The organism is Micromonospora sp. CPCC 205561 (genome assembly GCF_036906775.1).
Taxonomy (GTDB): Bacteria; Actinomycetota; Actinomycetes; order Mycobacteriales; family Micromonosporaceae; genus Micromonospora.
This window is the reverse complement of the sequence record NZ_JBAKHV010000023.1, coordinates 68,870-85,509: the sequence shown is the minus strand read 5'-3', so window position 1 is coordinate 85,509 and position 16,640 is coordinate 68,870. Positions and strand designations below refer to the sequence as shown.

General features: G+C 74.2%; 13 protein-coding genes and 1 pseudogene. 11 read left to right on the top strand and 3 right to left on the bottom strand.

Annotated features, from left to right (window positions below):
• Positions 1-1,132, top strand: a pseudogene (locus V6V16_RS14605) (AAA family ATPase); the annotation flags it as partial.
• On the top strand, positions 1,132-1,752 hold the full coding sequence (locus V6V16_RS14600; protein WP_334562555.1) for an HAD family hydrolase: 621 nt from the start codon (positions 1,132-1,134) through the stop codon (positions 1,750-1,752). The pseudogene V6V16_RS14605 and the gene V6V16_RS14600, both read left to right, overlap by 1 nt.
• A 19-nt stretch (positions 1,753-1,771) precedes the next feature.
• On the opposite strand, the gene V6V16_RS14595 is transcribed toward V6V16_RS14600, so the two are convergent.
• Together V6V16_RS14595 and V6V16_RS14590 are read right to left on the bottom strand one after the other, a co-directional pair.
• Positions 1,772-2,293, bottom strand: a complete 522-nt coding sequence (locus tag V6V16_RS14595) for a DinB family protein (RefSeq protein ID WP_334562554.1) — start codon at positions 2,291-2,293, stop codon at positions 1,772-1,774.
• Positions 2,294-2,372: 79 nt separating this feature from the next.
• Complete coding sequence (locus V6V16_RS14590) at positions 2,373-4,085, bottom strand: alkaline phosphatase D family protein (RefSeq protein ID WP_334562562.1); 1,713 nt, start codon at positions 4,083-4,085, stop codon at positions 2,373-2,375.
• A gap of 150 nt (positions 4,086-4,235) precedes the next feature.
• On the opposite strand from V6V16_RS14590, the gene ftsY reads away from it, so the two are divergent.
• The 7 genes from ftsY to V6V16_RS14555 all read left to right on the top strand — a co-directional run bounded on the left by ftsY (position 4,236) and on the right by V6V16_RS14555 (position 13,424).
• Complete coding sequence (gene ftsY / locus V6V16_RS14585) at positions 4,236-5,423, top strand: signal recognition particle-docking protein FtsY (RefSeq protein ID WP_334562553.1); 1,188 nt, start codon at positions 4,236-4,238, stop codon at positions 5,421-5,423.
• A gap of 7 nt (positions 5,424-5,430) precedes the next feature.
• Positions 5,431-6,294, top strand: coding sequence for an aminoglycoside phosphotransferase family protein (locus V6V16_RS14580; protein WP_334562552.1), 864 nt, complete (start codon positions 5,431-5,433; stop codon positions 6,292-6,294).
• A gap of 198 nt (positions 6,295-6,492) precedes the next feature.
• Complete coding sequence (locus tag V6V16_RS14575) at positions 6,493-7,914, top strand: ammonium transporter (RefSeq protein WP_334562551.1); 1,422 nt, start codon at positions 6,493-6,495, stop codon at positions 7,912-7,914.
• 25 nt (positions 7,915-7,939) lie between these two features.
• Complete coding sequence (locus tag V6V16_RS14570) at positions 7,940-8,278, top strand: P-II family nitrogen regulator (RefSeq protein WP_334562561.1); 339 nt, start codon at positions 7,940-7,942, stop codon at positions 8,276-8,278.
• 16 nt (positions 8,279-8,294) lie between these two features.
• Positions 8,295-10,619, top strand: a complete 2,325-nt coding sequence (locus V6V16_RS14565; RefSeq protein WP_334562550.1) for a [protein-PII] uridylyltransferase — start codon at positions 8,295-8,297, stop codon at positions 10,617-10,619.
• Between the two features lie 136 nt (positions 10,620-10,755).
• The gene (gene ffh / locus V6V16_RS14560) at positions 10,756-12,315 is read left to right on the top strand and encodes a signal recognition particle protein (RefSeq protein ID WP_334562549.1); all 1,560 of its coding nucleotides are present in this window, start codon (positions 10,756-10,758) and stop codon (positions 12,313-12,315) included.
• A gap of 29 nt (positions 12,316-12,344) precedes the next feature.
• Positions 12,345-13,424, top strand: coding sequence for an amidohydrolase family protein (locus tag V6V16_RS14555; RefSeq protein WP_334562548.1), 1,080 nt, complete (start codon positions 12,345-12,347; stop codon positions 13,422-13,424).
• A gap of 67 nt (positions 13,425-13,491) precedes the next feature.
• On the opposite strand, the gene V6V16_RS14550 is transcribed toward V6V16_RS14555, so the two are convergent.
• The gene (locus tag V6V16_RS14550) at positions 13,492-14,097 is read right to left on the bottom strand and encodes a TetR/AcrR family transcriptional regulator (RefSeq protein WP_334562547.1); all 606 of its coding nucleotides are present in this window, start codon (positions 14,095-14,097) and stop codon (positions 13,492-13,494) included.
• Positions 14,098-14,201: 104 nt separating this feature from the next.
• On the opposite strand from V6V16_RS14550, the gene proS reads away from it, so the two are divergent.
• Complete coding sequence (proS, locus tag V6V16_RS14545; RefSeq protein WP_334562546.1) at positions 14,202-15,608, top strand: proline--tRNA ligase; 1,407 nt, start codon at positions 14,202-14,204, stop codon at positions 15,606-15,608.
• 124 nt (positions 15,609-15,732) lie between these two features.
• The gene (locus tag V6V16_RS14540) at positions 15,733-16,380 is read left to right on the top strand and encodes a DUF402 domain-containing protein (RefSeq protein ID WP_334562545.1); all 648 of its coding nucleotides are present in this window, start codon (positions 15,733-15,735) and stop codon (positions 16,378-16,380) included.
• Positions 16,381-16,640: the final 260 nt, after the last annotated feature.

Genomic DNA, 16,640 nt, shown 5'->3' with positions numbered 1-16,640 from the left:
CCCGACTCCGCGCGACGGCGCCGGGGCGGGGGGGGCGGCGGGGGCCCGGGGCGCCGGCATCGCCCGGGCGGTGGCGGGCGGTGCCCGGGAGGCCCTGACCCGGCTGGCCACCTCCATCGCCGCCGCCGAGGAGCACCGCGACGCCGTGGCCCGCGAGCGCGCCGGGCGCGAGGCCGAACTCCAGGAGGTACGCGGCGCGGCCAAGCGGTTCGGCGCGGAGCTGGAGCGGCTGACCAGCCAGGTGCACCGTGACGAGGTGGCCCGCGCCGAGCAGCGGCTGCGCATCGAGCAGCTGGAGGCGAAGGCCGCGGAGGACTTCGGGCTGGACGTGGAGAGCCTGGTCGCCGAGTACGGCCCGGCCCAGCCCGTGCCGCCCACCCAGGCCGACGTGGCGGCGGCCGAACGCGACGGCCTGCCGCTGCCCGAGCCCGTCCGCTACGAGCGGCCGGTGCAGGAGAAGCGGGCCGCCAAGGCGGAACGGGAGCTGGCCCTGCTCGGCAAGGTGAACCCGCTGGCCCTGGAGGAGTTCGCCGCGCTGGAGGAGCGCTACAAGTTCCTCTCCGAGCAGCTGGAGGACCTGAAGGCCACCCGCCGTGACCTGCTCACCGTGGTCAAGGACGTCGACGACCGGATCCTGGAGGTCTTCGCCAGCGCGTTCGCCGACACCGCCCGGGAGTTCCAGCAGGTCTTCACCGTGCTCTTCCCCGGCGGCGAGGGGCGGCTCGTGCTCACCGAGCCCGACGACCTGCTCGCCACCGGCGTCGAGGTGGAGGCCCGTCCGCCCGGCAAGAAGATCAAGCGGCTGTCGCTGCTCTCCGGCGGCGAGCGGTCGTTGACGGCGGTGGCGATGCTGGTGGCCATCTTCCGGGCCCGGCCCAGCCCGTTCTACATCATGGACGAGGTGGAGGCGGCGCTCGACGACGTCAACCTGGGACGGTTGATCACGCTGCTGGCCCAGCTGCGGGAGAAGAGCCAGCTCATCGTCATCACGCACCAGAAGCGGACGATGGAGGTCGCCGACGCCCTGTACGGCGTGACCATGCGTAACGGGGTCACCCAGGTGATCAGCCAGCGGCTCAACCGGGCCGACGGAGACGACGAGCGGCGCGGCCGCGGCGAGGGGAACGAGTAGTGGGTCGGGAACGGGCGACGGCGCTCCTGCTGGACTTCGACGGCGTCCTGCGGCGGTGGGACCCGGCGGTGGCGGCGGGGGTCGAGCGGGAGTACGGCCTCTCCGAGGGCGTGCTGACCGAGATCGCCATGCAGTGGGGCCGGCTCCAGCCGGTGCTGACCGGCCGGGTCAGCCACGCCGACTGGATGGCCAGCGTCGCCGACGCGCTGGCCGACAGCGCGGGCGGCGCCGAGCGGGCCCGGGCGGCCGTGCGGCAGTGGCAGCGTTACCGGGGCGAGGTCGACCAGGCGGTGCTCGCCTTCGTCCGCGAGGCGCGCGCCGGCGGCATCCGGGTCGGGCTCGGCACGAACGCCACCGACCTGCTCGACGCCGACCTCGCCGCGCTCGGCCTGGTCGGCGAGTTCGACGTGGTGGTCAACTCGTCCAGGGTCGGGGTGAACAAGCCGGCGAAGGAGTACTTCCAGGCGGCCTGCGAGGCGCTGGAGACACCGGCGGCCCGGGTGCTCTTCGTCGACGACGAGGACTGGGCGATCCGGGGCGCCCGCGTCGCGGGGCTGTCGGCGCTGCGCTGGAGCGGCCCGGGCGACCTGCGCTACGCGCGGGCGGCGCTGGCGTACTGAGGCCGCCGGGCCGGGCCGCTCATTCGCCGGTGACGCCGTCGATGCGTTCGCGGATGAGGTCGGCGTGGCCGTTGTGCCGGGCGTACTCCTCGATCATGTGCACGTAGACCCAGCGCAGGTTGAACACCCGGGCCTTCGGCCCGACCTCGGTGAAGGTGTCGTCGAGCGAGCGGCCGGCGGCGGCGGCCCGGGCCAGCGCGACCTCCCGGTGGAAGGTGGCGAGGTCGGCCTCGGCGTCGGCGGCGCTCACGTCGTGGTCGGCGTCGGGATTCTCGGGCGTGAAGTAGGGGTAGTCGACCTGCTCACCGGCGAGGTTCTCCCGGAACCACCAGGCCTCGACCTCGGCCAGGTGCCGGACCAGGCCGAGCAGGGTGAGCCCGGAGGGCTCGACGCTCGCCGTGCGCAGCTGCTCGGCGGTCAGCCCGGCGCACTTGAGCAGCAGGGTCTGCCGGTGGTAGTCCAGCCAGCCCTCCAGCATGGTGCGCTCGTCGCCGACGTAGGGCTCGGGGGTCCGGGTGATCTCCGGTGCTCGCCATGTCATGCCGGTCATCCTGGCCGGCACCCCTGACAACCCGCGAGCGGTTATCGCGGCGCCGCGACCACCGCCGACGGCCGCCGGCTCACCGGCCGGGGGTCAGCCGTTGCCGCATCACCTCGCGCAGGTGCCCGTCGTTGGTGGTGCCCTCGATGCTGACCTCGGCGGTGCGCCCGGAGTGCGCCAGCGTGGCGACGGCGTTGCCGAAGTACGGCCCAGCCAGCCGCTTCCAGCGCAGCGACGGGCGGCGCACCCCGGCGGTACGGGCCAGGGCCCGGGTGGCCCCGGACGGCCCGGGCGACCAGCCGAGCCGCATCAGCGGGCGCATCCCGGCGGGCACCTGGTTGTGGATGGGCGAGCAGGTCAGCTGGTGCACCGGGGTGACCACGCTCCGGTCGTCGAACCGGGCCCGCGCCACGTACGAGTGGTGCACGTCACCGGAGAGCACGCTGATCGACGCCGGTGGCGCGTACGCCGGGCCGGCCCCGACCCGCTCGCCGGGCGGGCCGGGGGTGCCGCTGCCGAGGCGCGCGAAGAGCGCGCCGAGCGCGTCGAACGAGCGGCGGAAGGCGGCCCAGTGTTCCAGGTCCAGCCCTCGGCGCAGCTTCTCGGACAGCCGGGCCACCCAGGGCCGCCGGGAGTCGGCCAGCCTCTCGTTCCACGCCTCCACGTGGTGGATGCCCGGCGGCAGCAGCCAGGGCAGTGACGCGCCGACCACGAGGTGGTCGTAGACGCCGTGCGCCTGGTCGAGGAACCACGCCCACTCGCCCGGCGGCAGCATGGCCCGCTGGCCCGCCTCCAGCACCCGGCTGCACCGGTTGTCGAGCATGACCAGCCGGGTCCGGCCCAGGTCCAGCGCGTAGCTCCACTGGTACTGCACGGCGCGCCACCGCTCGGTGTCGTGGGCGAGGTCGGCCTCGGTGTCGACGCGCTGGCCGAACTCGCGCAGCACGCCGGTGGCGTCCTCGGCCGCGCTGACCTTGGCGAAGACCGGGTCGGCGGCGATCTCGTCGGGGGAGAGGTTGCCCAGGTGCTGGTAGACCCAGTAGGAGGCGAGGCCGCTGGCGATCCGCTCGGCCCACCAGGGCTGCTCGCGCATGTCGCTCCGCCAGGCGGCCGAGGTGTTCCAGTCGTCGATGACCTCGTGGTCGTCGAAGATCATCACGCTGGGCACGGTGGAGAGCAGCCAGCGGATCTCGGGGTCGCGCCACGACTCCAGGTAGAGCTTGGTGTACTCGTCGAAGCTGACCACCTGGTCGATCGGCGCGCCCTTCGGCCGCCGGCGGCGCCGCTTCAGCAGCCGCCGCACCGTGGGCGAGGTCACGTCGGCGTACACCTGGTCGCCCAGGAGCACCAGCAGGTCGGGTAGCTCGCCCGGGTCCTGCCCGGCCATCAGCCGCCGGGCGTACGCGTCGAGCGCGTCCGGGGGCAGCCGCCGGGTGGTGGCGTGCTGGGTGGTCTCCCGGCAGGAGCCGAAGACCAACCGGACCGGCTGGTCGAGGTCGTCCGCCGCCCGGGTGCGGATCACGCTGGGCGGGAACTTGCTCTTCGGCACCGGCCAGGCGACCTCGTCGTCGATCAGCACCTCGTAGCTGGTGGCGCTGTCCGGGGTGAGCCCCTGCACCACGACGAGCGCGTAGTGGTGGTCGTACGCGCTGAAGGTGGGCGCGGTGCCGACGGCACCGTCGGCGGTGCGGACGGTGACCACGGCGGGCGCACTGGTTTCCACCCAGACGGTCGCCCGGGTGTCGACCACCCTGCGCAGCAGCGGACCGACGAGCAGATGTGCCGCGGGCATGGCGACCTCCAGGTGAGCGGACTTCATCTTTACTACCCCGGCCGGCGGTCGCACCACTGCTGGCTGTGACGGAGCCTACCGTCGGCCCTCGCGCGCGCGGTCGGGAGCGGTGGCTGGGACAGCCTCGCCGGCATCTGACAGGATTCCGGCATGACCGAATACCTCCTCATCGCGCTCGCCCTGCTCGGCGTGCTGATCCTTGGCGGCATCGGGCTGGTCGTGCCGCGGCTGCGCCGGCGACCGGAGCCGCCGCTGCCACGGACGGAGGTCGACACCCGGGCCGAGGAGGACCTGGCCGGCCCGCCGGTGCAGGCGCCGGAGGCCGAACTCTCCACCGGGATCCTGGTGGAACCGCCGGTGCTGGAGGCCCCGGCGCAGGTGCTGGAGGTCCCCGAGCCGACGGCCGGCCGGCTGGTCCGGCTGCGCTCGCGGCTGTCCCGGTCGCAGAACGTCTTCGGCAAGGGCCTGCTCGGCCTGCTCAGCCGCGACCACCTCGACGAGGACGCCTGGGAGGAGATCGAGGACAGCCTGATCACCGCCGACGTCGGCATCGACGCCACCCGGGACATCGTCGACCGGCTGCGCGAGCGGACCCGCGTCCTCGGCACCCGCTCCGCCGGCGAGCTGCGCGCCCTGCTCGCCGCCGAACTGGTCAACGCGCTCGACCCGACCCTCGACCGGTCCCTGCGGACCGCGCCGAAGGAGGGCGCGCCGGCGGTGCTGCTGGTGGTCGGCGTCAACGGCGCGGGCAAGACCACCACCTGCGGCAAGATCGCCCGGGTGCTCGTCGCCGACGGCCGCAGCGTGCTGCTCGGCGCGGCCGACACCTTCCGGGCCGCCGCCGCGGACCAGCTGGAGACCTGGGGCGGGCGGGTCGGCGCGGAGACCGTGCGCGGGCCCGAGGCGGCCGACCCGGCCAGCGTGGCCTTCGACGCGGTCAAGCGCGGCATCGACACCGGCGTGGACACGGTGCTCATCGACACCGCGGGCCGGCTGCAGAACAAGATCGGCCTGATGGACGAGCTGGGCAAGGTCAAGCGGGTGGTGGAGAAGCACGGCCCGATCGACGAGACGCTGCTGATCCTCGACGCCACCACCGGGCAGAACGGGCTGGAGCAGGCCCGGGTCTTCACCGAGGTGGTCAACGTGACCGGCGTCGTGCTCACCAAGCTCGACGGCACCGCCAAGGGCGGCATCGTGATCGCCGTGCAGCGCAAGCTGGGCATCCCGGTCAAGCTGGTCGGGCTCGGCGAGGGCAAGGACGACCTCGCGCCGTTCGACCCCGCGCAGTTCGTCGACGCGCTGCTCGGTACCGAGCCGCTCGCCCGGGACGCGTAACCTCGCAGTGACGACCGACGATCGCGCCTACGCCGGGTGGCGCGACCCCAGCCACCCGTCGCAGCGCCTCGGGAGACCGTACGTGACTTCGCAGGAGATCCCGCTGCACGGCGGGAACGTCAGCACCGTCGTCCGGGTCGGCGACACGGTCCGGCGCAACGCCGGGCCGTGGACGCCCTCGGTGCACGCCCTGCTGCGCCACCTGGAGTACGTCGGCTTCACCGGCGCACCCCGCGCGCTGGGCATGGACGAGCGCAACCGGGAGGTCCTGTCGTACCTGGAGGGGGAGTGCGGGGAGTACCCGCTGGCCCCGCACTGGGTCACCGACGAGGCCCTGGTGACCGTCGCCACGATGCTGCGGATGTTCCACGACGCCCAGTACGGCTTCGCGCCCCCGCCCGGCGCGGTGTGGCGCTCGTTCGGCCCGCCGCCGCCGGACACCGAGGTGATCTGCCATCACGACGCCGCCCCGCACAACGTGATCTGGCGGCCCGACGGCACCCTCGGGCTGATCGACTTCGACCTCGCCTCGCCGGGCGCCCGGATCTACGACGTGGCGTACGCGGCCTGGACGTGGGTGCCGATCTTCTCCGACCGGGACTCGATCACCCTCGGCTGGAAGCACCCCGACCGGCCGCGCCGGCTGCGCCTCTTCGCCGACGCGTACGGGCTGATCCCCCGGGACCGGCACCGGCTGATCCGCACGATCCGCAAACGGATCGTGGACCACGTGGAGGGGATCCGCCGGATGGCCGCCGCCGGTGAGCCGGCCTTCGTCCGGATCGTGCACAAGGGGCACCTGCGCCGCCCGATGCGGGACCTGCGGCTGCTCGACTACGAGCGCAACGCCCTGGAGTACGCGCTGCGCTGAGCGCGCCGTGCCGCCCGGGGCGCCGCCCCGGGCGGTGGTGCGGTTCTCTTCACACGTCGGAAACAAGCCGTCACCGTTCGGAAATCGACGGGTGACGCTGCGGGAAACAGGAAGCTAGCAGGCTTCCGCCCATCCGGCGTACGGGCGACGCTGCCCCGGAAGCCGTGAAGGAGGGAACTTCACCTTTAGGAGGCCAGCGTGCCCGAGGCACCCACGATCGACTCCGGCAACACCGTCTGGTTGCTGGTGTCGACGGCGCTCGTGCTGCTCATGACGCCCGGACTGGCGCTGTTCTACGGCGGCCTCAACCGGGCCAAGGGTGTACTGAACATGATGATGATGAGCTTCTCCGCGATCGGGCTCATCTCCGTACTGTGGTGGTTCTACGGCTTCAGCGTCGCCTTCGGCAGCGACGTGAACGGGCTCTGGGGCGACCCGGGCGCCTACCTCGGCACCAAGACCTTCCTCGCCGAGACCGACCTCTGGGGTGCCACGGCCGAGAACCCGAGCGGCATCGGCGTCCCGCTCTACGTGTTCATGGCCTTCCAGATGATGTTCGCCGTGATCACGGTCGCGCTGATCAGCGGCGCGGTCTCCGACCGGGCGAAGTTCGCCGGTTGGCTGCTCTTCGCGTTCGGCTGGGCGACGCTGGTCTACTTCCCGGTCGCGCACTGGGTGTGGGGCGGCGGCATCATCGGCGCCGACCTGCACGCGCTGGACTTCGCCGGCGGCACCGCGGTGCACATCAACGCCGGCGCGGCGGCCCTGGCCCTGGCCCTGGTGCTGGGCAAGCGTCTCGGCTGGCCCCGGGAGGGCATGAAGCCGCACAACATCCCGCTCGTCGCGCTCGGCGCCGGACTGCTCTGGTTCGGCTGGTTCGGCTTCAACGCCGGTTCCGAGCTCACCGTCGACTCGGTCGCCGGCCTGGCCTTCATCAACACGCAGCTCGCCACGGCCGCCGCGGTGCTCGGCTGGATCGTCGTCGAGTGGATCAAGGACCGGAGGCCGACCCTGGTCGGCGCCTCGTCCGGCGCCGTCGCCGGGCTGGTCGCCATCACCCCCGCCTGCGGCTTCGTCGCTCCCTGGGCGGCGGTGCTGCTCGGTCTGGTCGCCGGGGCGGTCTGCGCGCTGGCCATCAGCCTGAAGTACCGGCTCGGCTACGACGACTCGCTCGACGTGGTCGGTGTGCACTTCGTCGGCGGCTGGATCGGCTCGCTCTGGCTCGGCCTCTTCGCCACCAACTCGGTCAACGGCGCGATCGGCGACGTGATCGGCGCCTCCGACGGGCTCTTCTACGGTGGCGGGCTGACCCAGCTCGGCCGGCAGGCCCTGGCCGGCCTGATCGTCACCGTCTGGTCGTTCGCGGTGGCCTGGGTGCTGGCCTTCGGCATCGAGAAGACGATCGGCTTCCGCCTCCGGGCCGAGGAGGAGGTCGGCGGCATCGACATCGCCGAGCACGCCGAGAGCGGCTACGACCTGTCGCCGGCCGCCGGCAGCGCCGGTGGCAGCGCGTTCGCCATGGCGGGCCTGGCCGGCACCAAGCCGGCCGCGGCGCCGGCCGCGGCGCCCGCCGAGCCGGCCGCGCCCGCCGAGCCCGTCGACGAGAAGGTCGCCGGTTAACGTTCCTGGGATGGAGGGGTTGGACATGAAGCTGGTGACCGCGGTCATCAAGCCGTACCAGCTGGACGCGGTGAAGGAGGCCCTGCACGCCCTCGGCGTGGCCGGCCTGACCGTCAGCGAGGTCCAGGGCTACGGCCGGCAGAAGGGGCACACGGAGGTCTACCGGGGTGCCGAGTACACCGTCGAGTTCCTGCCCAAGATCCGGGTGGAGGTGCTGACCGACGAGCTGGACGTCGACAAGATCGTGGACGCCGTCGTCGGCGCCGCCCGGACCGGCAAGATCGGCGACGGGAAGGTCTGGGTGACCGCCGTCGAGGAGGTCGTGCGGGTCCGCACCGGCGAGCGCGGCCTCGACGCGCTCTGACCGGAGACCCACGGACATGACCTCGTCGACCGGGAGGAACGCGCCGGGACACACCGGCAACGGTGCCGCGGGACTCCCGGTCGACGAGGTCGTCGACGGGAACGCGGGCGTCGGGGCGGCGGCACGGGCCGCGCGCGCCGACGCCCACGACCGTTGGCTGCGCGAGCTGCTTCCGCGGCGGTCCGGGGTGGCGCTGGTCGCCGTCGGCGGGCTGGGACGCCGGCAGTGCGCGCCGCACGGCGACCTCGACCTCGTCCTGCTGCACGCCGGGGTGCCCGGCGTGGACGAGCTGGCCGCCTCGATCTGGTATCCGGTGTGGGACGCCGGGCTGCGGTTGGACCACTCGGTGCGCACCGTCCCCGAGGCGCTCTCGGTCGCCCAGGACGACGTCAAGGTGGCCCTCGGGCTGCTCGACGCGCGGCTGGTGGCCGGCGACGCCGCGCTCGCCGACGCGCTTGTGCGCACCGCCGCCGACCACTGGCGGCGTACCGCCGTCCGGCAGCTGGCCGGGCTGCGGGAGATCACCACCGCCCGCTGGGCGGCCCACGGCGAGCTGGCCTTCCTGCTGGAGGGCGACCTGAAGGAGGCGGCCGGCGGGCTGCGCGACGTGGGCATCCTGCGGGCCGTCGCGACCGCCGGGATCACCGACGCGCTGCGCCCCGCCGTCCGCGCGGCGCACCTGCGGCTGCTGGACACCCGCGACGCGCTGCACCGCCAGACCGGCCGCCGGGTCGACCGGCTGGTCGCCCAGGAACGCGACGGGGTCGCCGCGCTGCTCGGGCTGCGCCCACCGGCACCGAGCGGGCCCGACGCCGCGCGACGAGGCGGCGCCGGCGACGGCGACGCGCTGCTGCGCCGGGTCGCCGGGGACGCCCGGACCGTCAGCCACGCCCTGGACGACGCCTTCCGCGCCGCCGACCGGCTCCGCTCGGGCCGCCGCCGGGGTGCCGACGGCCGTCCGCCGCGCCGGCCGGTCGCCCGCGACGTCGTGGAGCACGACGGCGAGCTGGTGCTGGCCCGTACGGCGATCGGCGCCCGGCCGGACCCGAGCCTGTCGCTGCGGGTCGCCGCGGCGGCGGCCGTCACCCGGCTGCCGATCGCCCGGGCCACCTGTGAGTGGCTGGCCGCGTACTGCCCGCCGCTGCCGGCGCCGTGGCCGGCCGAGGCCCGGGCCGCGCTCGTCACCCTGCTCGGCGCCGGTCCCGGCCTGGTGCCGGCCTGGGAGACCTGCGACCGGTACGGGCTGGTCGAGGGCTGGCTGCCCGAGTGGACCCGGCTGCGCAGCCTCCCGCAGCACAACCCGGTGCACCGGTACACCCTCGACCGGCACCTCGTGCAGGCCGCCCACGAGGCGAGCCGGTACGCCCGCGAGGTGGACCGTCCCGACCTGCTGCTGCTCGGCGCACTCCTGCACGACGTCGGCAAGGGGCTACCGGGAGACCACAGCACGGTCGGGGCGCCGCTGGCCGAGGCGGTGGCCGCCCGGATCGGCCTGCCCGGGCCGGAGGTGGCGCTGATCGGCGCGCTGGTCCGGCTGCACCTGCTCCTGCCCGACGTGGCCACCCGCCGCGACCTCGCCGACCCGGTCACCATCGCGGGGGTGGCCCGGCGGGTCGGCGACCCGACCACGCTGGACCTGCTGCACGCCCTGGTCCGCGCCGACGCGGCCGCCACCGGCCCCGCCGCCTGGTCCGACTGGAAGGGTCGGCTGATCGCCGAGCTGGTCGCCCGGGTGCGCACCGCGCTGGACACCGGCGTGCTGCCCGCCCCGCCCGCGCCGGACCCGGCACTGCTGGCGGGGCCCCTGCCCGTCGTACACCTGGCGGCGGACCGGGTGGCGGTGGCCTCGGCGGACCGGCGCGGCCTGCTCGCGACGGTGGCCGGCTGCCTGGCGCTGCACCGGCTGGAGGTGCTCTCGGCCGACGCCTCCGCCGTCGACGGCCGGGCCCTGGTCGAGTGCCGGGTGCAGCCCCGCTACGGGCTCGCCCCCGACCCCATCGCGCTCGGCGCCGACCTGCGCCGCGCGGTGAGCGGCGACGTCTCGGTCACCCAGCGGCTGCGCGGCCGGGCCCTGGCGGCGCGGGCCGGGGGAGCCGCGCCCCGGGTGGTCTGGCACCGCGAGGCGGCCACCGACGCCGTGCTGCTGGAACTGCGCGCCGCCGACGCGGCGGGCCTGCTCTACCGGGTCACCTGCGCCCTCGACGAGGCCGGCGCCCAGGTGCGCGCCGCCCGCATCTCCACCCTCGGCGGCGACGTCGTCGACGCCTTCTACCTCGTCGGCGGCTGGCCGGACGACGCCACCCGGGACCGGCTGGAGGCCGCGGTGCTCGCCGCGGTGTAGGAAGCGGGTGGCCGGGGACCGCGGCTGTGCCCGGGCCACAGCGGCCGACCGACCGGCCGGCTACCCTAGCGGTGACCGGACACCTCGCCCGGTCGCCGATGTGCCCGCCGGTAACACTGACAAACGGGATGTTCGCGTGTTTGACACCTTGAGTGACCGCCTGTCCGGGATCTTCACCAAGCTCCGCGGCAAGGGCCGGCTCACCGACGCCGACATCGACGCCACCGCGCGCGAGATCCGCCTCGCGCTGCTGGAGGCGGACGTCGCGCTGCCGGTGGTCAAGGGCTTCATCGCGAACGTCAAGGAACGGGCGCGCGGCTCGGAGGTCTCCCAGGCGCTCAACCCGGCGCAGCAGATCATCAAGATCGTCAACGACGAGCTGATCAACGTCCTCGGTGGCGAGGGGCGGCGGCTCCAGTTCGCCAAGCAGTCGCCGACGGTGATCATGCTGGCCGGCCTCCAGGGTTCCGGCAAGACCACCCTCGCCGGCAAGCTGGCGCGCTGGCTCAAGGCCCAGGGCCACCAGCCGCTGCTGGTCGCCGCCGACCTCCAGCGCCCCAACGCCGTCGGGCAGCTCCAGGTGCTCGGCGGCCGGGCCGGCGTCGAGGTGTACGCCCCCGAGCCGGGCAACGGCGTCGGCGACCCGGTGCAGGTGGCGCGCGCCTCGATCGAGCACGCGAAGCGGGCCGCCCGGGACATCGTCATCGTCGACACCGCCGGCCGGCTCGGCATCGACGCCGAGATGATGCGGCAGGCCGCCGACATCCGCGACGCGGTCGCCCCGGACGAGGTCATCTTCGTCATCGACGCCATGGTCGGTCAGGACGCGGTCCGCACCGCCGAGGCCTTCCGCGACGGCGTGGGCATCACCGGCGTGGTCCTCTCCAAGCTCGACGGCGACGCCCGCGGTGGCGCCGCGCTGTCGGTCCGGGAGGTCACCGGGCAGCCCATCCTCTTCGCCTCCACGGGCGAGAAGCTGGAGGACTTCGACGTCTTCCACCCCGACCGGATGGCCAGCCGGATCCTCGGCATGGGCGACGTCCTCACTCTGATCGAGCAGGCCGAGCAGGCCTTCGACTCCGATCAGAAGGAGAAGATGACCGCCAAGCTGATGGGCGGCGAGCAGTTCACCCTGGAGGACTTCCTCGACCAGCTCATCGCGGTCCGGCGGATGGGCCCGATCGCCAACGTGCTGGCCATGATGCCGGGCATGGGGCAGATGAAGGACCAGCTGGCGGAGCTGGACGACAAGCACTTCGACCGGGTCACGGCGATCATCCGGTCGATGACCCCGGCCGAGCGCACCAACCCCAAGATCATCAACGGCTCCCGCCGGGCCCGCATCGCCAACGGCTCGGGCGTCACGGTGATGGACGTCAACCAGCTGCTCAACCGCTTCACCGACGCGCAGAAGATGATGAAGCAGATGGGCGGCATGATGGGCCTGCCCGGCGGCGGCCGGCGCAAGGCGACGAAGTCGCCGAAGAACAAGCGCAAGGGCACCAAGGGCGGCAACCGGCCGCGCACCGGGGCGGGCGCCGGGATGCCGGGCGGCTTCCCGGGCGGCATGCCGCAGCTGCCCCCGGGCCTGGACCCGAACGACCTGGCCGCCGGCCAGGGCCTGCCTCCGGGCTTCAAGCTGCCGAAGATCGACTTCAACAAGCTCGGCAAGGGCGGCGACGGCCAGCCCCGCTGAGGCGTCCCCACCGCGCGGACGGAGGACCCATGGCCTGGCACGTACGCGGCGTGGTGCTGCCCGACGACGAGGTTCGCGACCTGTGGTTGGTCGGCGACCGGGTGACGTTCAGCCCGGTGCCCGGCGCGCGGACCATCGCCGACGGCGGTTTCGTGCTGCCCGGCCTGATCGACGCGCACTGCCACATAGGCATCGCCCGGGGCGGCGCCCCGATCACCTCGCTCGACCAGGCCCGCGAGCTGGCCCGGGTGGACCGGGATGCCGGGGTCCTCGCGATCCGGGACGCCGGCTCGCCCTTTCCGTACCCGGAGCTCGACGACGAGCCGGACCTGCCGCGGCTGGCCCGCGCCGGCCGGCACGTCGCGCCGCCGAAACGCTACCTGCGCGACATCGGCGTCGAGGTCGGCGCCGCCGAGGTGGCCGCCACCGTGGCCGCGCAGGCGCGCGCCGGCAACGGCTGGGTGAAGCTGGTCGGCGACTGGATCGACCGGGGCGTCGGCGACCTCGCCCCGTCGTGGGACGCCGACACCATGACCGCCGCCGTCGAGGCCGCGCACGCCGCCGGGGTACGCGCCGCCGTGCACACCTTCTCCGAGTCGGCCGTCGACATCATGGTGCGCGCCGGGGTGGACTCGGTCGAGCACGGCACCGGCCTGAGCCTGGACCTGATCGACGAGATGGCCCGCCGGGGCACCGCCCTGATCCCCACGATGATCAACATTCGCACCTTCGGCGGGATCGCCGACCAGGCCCGGGAGAAGTTCCCCGGCTACGCCGAGCACATGCTCGCCCTGCGCGACCGCTTCCCCGAGGTGGTCCGCTCGGCGTACGAGGCCGGGGTGCCCATCTACGTCGGCACGGACGCGGGCGGCGGCATCGACCACGGCCTCGCCGCGGAGGAGATGCTGCTCCTGCGCGAGCAGGCCGGCATGTCCAACCTCGACGTGCTCGCCGCCGCGTCCTGGCGGGCCCGCGAGTGGCTCGGCTTCCCCGGTCTGGTCGAGGGTGGCCTGGCCGACCTGGTCGTCTATCCCGAGGACCCGCGCGTCGACCTGCGCGCCGTCCGCGACCCCGCCCGCATCGTGCTGCGCGGCCGCGTGATCCGCTGAACCGCGGGAGGGGGGCGCGCCGCCGCCCAGCCGGGCCGGCGGATGAGCGTCCCCGGGCGGGCCCCGGTCAGTCGTTCTGGGCGCCCTGGGTGACCGCGTAAAGGAGGAGGTACACCGCCAGGTCGGCGAGGGCCGCGGCGGTCTGCTCGACCGGGGCGCCGGGCAGCAGGATGTGGCTGATCACCAACCGGATCACCGAATCCGTGGCGAAGGTGACCGCCGCCCGGTCGGCCCCCGGCAGCGCCTCGTCGGCCCACTCCAGCAGCACGGCGGTGGCCTCGGCCAGCACCAGCTCCGACCGGGTGGTCAGGAACGGCAGCAGCTCGTCCGAGCCGCCCCGGTTGCTGGTCAGGACGGCCTTGATGAGCGGGTCGCCCGCCGCCTCGCGGAGGGTGTGCGTGATCGTCGCGTGCGCGGCGGCCCGGACGTCGTCGCCGTGCGCCCGCAGCAGGGCGCGCACGGCGCCGACGAAGCGTTCGACCTCCCGCCGGGCGAGCGCCTCGGCAAGGGCCGCCTTGCTGCCGAACTCGTTGTAGACCGTCTGCCGGCTCACTCCCGCCGCGCGCGCGACGGCGCCCATCCGGACGCCGTCCCAGCCGGTCGCGACGGTCAACGCCCGGGCGGCCGCGACGATCGCCTCCCGCGAACGGGTGCCGTCCCTCACCTCACCCATGGTGGTCGCATCCTACGGCCCGCCGGGGCGACCGGTACGGCGGATGTCGGCGACGTCGCGCCCGATGGCGCCGGCCCTTCGGCCGACGCATAGGATGTGCGGTCATGGCACGCGTGCTCACTCCCCGTGCGGAGGACTTTCCCCGCTGGTACCAGGACCTGATCGCCAAGGCGAAGCTGGCCGACAACGGCCCGGTCCGGGGGACCATGGTCATCCGCCCGGCCGGCTACGCCATCTGGGAGCGGATGCAGGCCGAGATGGACGCCCGGATCAAGGCGGCGGGCGCGGAGAACGCGTACTTCCCGCTCTTCATCCCCGAGAGCTACCTCAAGCGCGAGGCGGAGCACGTCGAGGGCTTCTCGCCGGAGCTCGCGGTGGTCACCCACGGCGGCGGCAAGCAGCTCGCCGAGCCGGTCGTGGTGCGCCCCACCAGCGAGACCGTCATCGGCGAGTTCATGGCCAAGTGGATCGACTCCTACCGCGACCTGCCGCTGCTGCTCAACCAGTGGGCAAACGTGGTCCGCTGGGAGCTGCGCCCCCGGATCTTCCTGCGCACCAGCGAGTTCCTCTGGCAGGAGGGGCACACCGCGCACGCCACCCGGGAGGACGCCCGCGCCTACGCCCGGCGGATCCTGCACGAGGCGTACGAGGACCTCATGGTCAACGTGCTCGCCATCCCGGTGGTCGTCGGCCTGAAGACGGCCCGCGAGCGCTTCGCCGGCGCCACGGCCACCTACACCCTGGAAGGCATGATGGGCGACGGCAAGGCGCTCCAGCTCGGCACCAGCCACGAGCTGGGGCAGAACTTCGCCAAGGCCTTCGACATCAGCTACTCCTCGGCCGAGGGGGGCCGGGAGCACGCCTGGACGACCTCGTGGGGCACCTCCACCCGGATGCTCGGCGGCCTGATCATGTGCCACGGCGACGACAACGGCCTGCGCGTGCCGCCGAGGCTCGCGCCGGTGCAGGCGTACGTCATGGTCGTCAAGGACGGCGAGGGCGTCGGCGAGGCGGCGGCCGCGCTGCGCGACGCGCTGCGCGACGCGGGGGTCCGGGTCGCGCTCGACGACCGCGTCGACACCCCGTTCGGCCGCCGGGCCGTCGACGCCGAGCTGCGCGGCTATCCGGTACGCGTCGAGGTCGGCCCCCGCGACCTGGCCGCCGGCAACGCGGTCGCGGTCCGTCGCACCGACGGCTCGAAGTCCCCGACGCCGGTGGCCGACGTGGTGGCCGCCGTGCTGGCCGCCCTCGACGCCGACCAGCGGGCCCTGCACGACCAGGCGCTGGCCCACCGCCGGTCCCGCACGGTCGAGGTCGCGACCCTGGCCGAGGCGATCGAGGCGGCGGCCACCGGCTGGGCCCGGGTGCCGTGGTCGGCGGTCGGCGCGCAGGGCGAGGCCGAGGCGAACGGCCAGGGCGTCACGGTCCGCTGCCTGCTGCGCGCCGACGGCTCGGTGCCCGACTCCGAGGACGAGCCCGACCTGGTCGCCATCCTGGCCCGCGCCTACTGACTCGGTGCGGTGGTGAGGAAGGGCACCCCGCCGACGCCTCGGGCGTAGCCGGGGTCCCATCCTCACCACCCCCGGGGGCGTGGCGGCGGCTGGCCGGCCGTGGCGGCGCCGGTAGGGTCGGGGCGTGAGATTCGAACCTGGGCGGCTGGTCGTGCACCGCAACGTGCGCCGGGGCCGGATCGGCTGGGTACGCCCGGCGCGGGTGGTCAGCGACGACGACCGGGGCCTGCTGCTCTGGGTGGCCCGGAACTCCGCGGTGGCCGGCGAGGTCACCGAGGCGGGGCTCGGCATGCGGGCGGTCCCCTTCACCGAGTGGATCTCCTCGTCGTACCGGTTGGCCCCCGGCCGGTGGGACGGCCCGTCGCTGCTGACGTTTCTGCCCCACGGCGCGGCCCACTCGGTGTGGTGGTTCCGCGACGCGCACGACCGCTTCGCCAACTGGTACGTGAACCTGGAGGAGCCGGGGGTGCGCTGGGACGACGGCGCCCTCGCCGGGGTCGACATGGTCGACCAGGACCTCGACGTGGTCATCCGCCCCGACCGCCGCTGGGAGTGGAAGGACGAGGAGGAGTTCGACGAGCGGCTGGCCTTCCCCGAGCACTACTGGGTCGCCGACCCCGACGCGGTCCGGGCCGAGGGGAAGCGGGTGATCGCGCTGGCGGAGGCGGGGGAGTTCCCGTTCGACGGCACCTGGTGCGACTTCACCCCGCCGGCCGAGTGGGGTACGCCGGAGGAACTGCCCCCCGGCTGGGACCGCCCCCCGGCGCGCTGAGCCGCCCCCGCCGGCGCCCGCCCGCGACCAGCCCGGCGCCCGTCCGCCGGCCGTGGGCCCGCCGCCAGTCCGGTGTGCTTTCGGTCACTTCCGTCCCTCGGCGGGTGACCCGAGGTGGTCCGGTGTGAAAGATCCCGGGCCGATCTGGCAGAATGGCTGGCTGGTATCCGGCGCGTGTCCGGCGCCCTCTAACCCGGGCACGTCGCCAGTCCACCGAGCAGTCTCCGGCCCAACCCCACTGTGCCGGTCGGCGCTCACCC